Annotated in this window: 3 protein-coding genes; all 3 read right to left on the bottom strand. The window is 69.8% G+C overall.

The window, feature by feature from the left end; translation table 11 throughout:
- Positions 1–510, bottom strand: a 510-nt coding sequence (locus VFN12_RS16735; protein WP_325119912.1) for an SDR family NAD(P)-dependent oxidoreductase, incomplete at its 3' end; no start/stop codon positions are given.
- 115 nt (positions 511–625) lie between these two features.
- Entirely contained in the window at positions 626–1,771 is a 1,146-nt protein-coding gene (locus tag VFN12_RS16730) for a hypothetical protein (RefSeq protein ID WP_325119911.1), read from the bottom strand.
- Positions 1,764–2,568: TIGR03619 family F420-dependent LLM class oxidoreductase (locus tag VFN12_RS16725; RefSeq protein ID WP_325119910.1), on the bottom strand; the 805-nt coding region annotated here is incomplete at its 5' end. The genes VFN12_RS16725 and VFN12_RS16730, both read right to left, overlap by 8 nt.

Genomic DNA, 2,568 nt, shown 5'->3' with positions numbered 1-2,568 from the left:
CTTCGTGAGCAGCCGCAGCCCGCTCTTCGCGACCGCATAGTGGCTCTTGCGGGGGTGCCCGTTGATCGACGCCGTCGACGAGAAGTTCACGATCGAGCCGGACCGCTGGTCGAGCATGCTTTGCTTCAACACCTCGCGCGTGCAGAGCATCGGCCCGGTGACCACGGCCGCGATGCAGCGGTTCCAGTTCTCGAGCGTCTGCTCCCACACGTGCAGGTCCGTGCCCGGTTGCGACGCGTTGTTCAGCATCACGTCGACGCGACCGAACTCGCCGACGGTGGTCTGCACCATGTTCACGACCGCGTCCTCGTCGGTGACGTCGGTGGGGACGACGAGCGCCCGGCGTCCGTGGGAGCGGACCACCTCGGCCATCTTCTCCAGCCGCCGCTCGGTGCGGCTGACCAGCACCAGGTCGGCCCCCATCCGCGCCGCCTCCTCGCCCAGCGCACGGCCCAGGCCGGGCCCGACGCCGGACAGCACGACGACCTTGTCCTCGAGCAGGTTCGTCATCGCGGGGTCCCCGCAGGCTGCGGTTTCATCAAGGGATGCAGGTGGAGCCGCGGTTCCCGTGCCGAATTCGTCCCGGGAAGTGTGGCTTCGTCTACATACCTTGATGAAACGGCGGTCACGAGAGCATCCTCCTGGCCACGGCGCGCTGGCGGGCCGCGATCCGGGCTCGGTAGTCGGCAGGATCGATCCGGGTCGCCGCGTAGTGGGGCAGGCGGGAGGGCAGCTCGTCGAAGGGCACCACCTCGACGGTGGGCCCGTCGCTCTCCGTGAGGTCGCGCTCGAGGCGCTGCCAGCGCAGCATGATCGGCCCGGTGCGGTGCCCGGTGGTCTCCAGCCAGTTGGCGATGCCGGGATCCTGCGCTGAGATCACGTAGCGCAGGACGCCGTCGGGATCGACCGCCGACTGGGCCTTGGTCAGGGACGTCTGGTGGGTCTCGTAGTCGGTGGAGGCGTACCAGTCCGAGCCGATCTGGATCGACTGGTAGGCACAGTCGACGCACTCGGGCACGGTCACCACCAGTGCCTGGTCGTCGTCGAGCTCGTAGTGGCCGATCGACGACATCTGGGAGGCCAGCCCGCCCGGGGTCGGCTTCGGGACCGTGAGGGTGTTGGCCGGTTCCTGGTACTGGAAGAACTGCGGGAACGCGAACCACGTCCGGATCGACCCGGTCAGCAGCTTTCCGGCGATCTCGTACTGCTTGGCCAGCCGCTGCCGCGTCGGCACCGTGGCCGGCCGGCCGACGCGGTCGCTCCGCTCGATCCACAGCGAGCCGCGCTCCTCGGCGTCCCAGTCGTTGTAGACCTCGCGCACGATCAGGGTCCTGGCGCCGGGCAGCGGCCCGAACCGCCACTCGAAGCTGCCGTCCGGCGCCACGTCGAGCTCCCTGTCGTCGAAGGCCGCGAGCGACTCCGGTGCGCTGTCGGCGGAGTAGGTGCCCCCCATCACCTGGAAGGACAGGTCGGCCGTCGTGCCGCGCCTGCCGCGCACGACGTACTCCGCGTCCTCGGTGAGGTACGCCGACCAGTAGAGCGCGTCGGGGTTGTCGAGCCCCTGGCGGGCGAACTGGTGGGTGGAGTTGATCAGCACCGGACGCTCGAGGTCGTGGTCGAAGGCCATCTGGAGCGACGCCCGGATCCGGCCGGCGAGGTAGGCGTAGCCCTCGTCGAGGTCGGCCTCGGAGCGGATGAACGCGGCGTTGCGGATCAGCTCCTCCGCCTCGGCGACCGCGTCGGTGAACGGCCGGGTGAGCTGGTCAGACACGCGCGATCACGTTCTCGGCGTACTGCTCGAGGTGGGCGACCTTCTTGTCCAGCGGCTCGGTGTCCGGGCCGGTGATGTAGGGCACCCGGAAGCCCACGATGCAGTCGGTGACCCCCTTGTCGGCCAGCCGCTTCACCCCGTCGGGGTCGTAGGCGTCGTAGGAGATGACGTGCACCTCGAAGTCGTCCCGATCGTCGCCCTCGGCCTTCCGGATCTCCGCCAGTCGCGCCAGCAGCCGGTCGAGCTCCTCGCCGTCGCCGCCGGCGTGCATCCACCCGTCGCCCTTGACGACCGCCCGGCGCAGTGCGGCGTCGCTGTGGCCGCCGACCAGGATCGGGATCGGCTCGGTCGGCGCCGGGGTCTGCTTGAGCGGGGCGAAGGAGTAGAACTCGCCGTCGTAGCCGAAGTGGTCACCGGTCGTGAGCCCGCGCAGGATGTCGATGCACTCGTCCATCCGCTTGCCGCGGCGCTCCCAGGGCACGCCGAGGGCCGCGAAGTCCTCGGGCCACGGGGAGAGGCCCACGCCGAGGCCGAGCCGGTTGTCCGAGAGGAACGCCACCGACGACGCCTGCTTGGCGACCAGCACGGGCGGGCGCACCGGCAGCTTGAGCACGAACGGGGTGAACCTCAGGGTCGAGGTGACCGCGGCCAGGTGTGCGGTCAGCACCATCGTCTCGATGAACTCCTTGTCCTCGAGGAACTCCCGGTCGCCGGTGTCGGTGTAGGGGTAGGTCGAGTCGGACTCCTGCGGGTAGATCAGGCTGTCCGCCACGGTCATGCTGGTGTAGCCGGCCGCC

Origin of the sequence: Nocardioides sp. (assembly GCF_035703625.1) — a bacterium.
GTDB lineage: Bacteria > Actinomycetota > Actinomycetes > Propionibacteriales > Nocardioidaceae > Nocardioides.
Note: the sequence above shows the minus strand (reverse complement) of the source record. Positions and strands in the feature narration are given on the sequence as shown.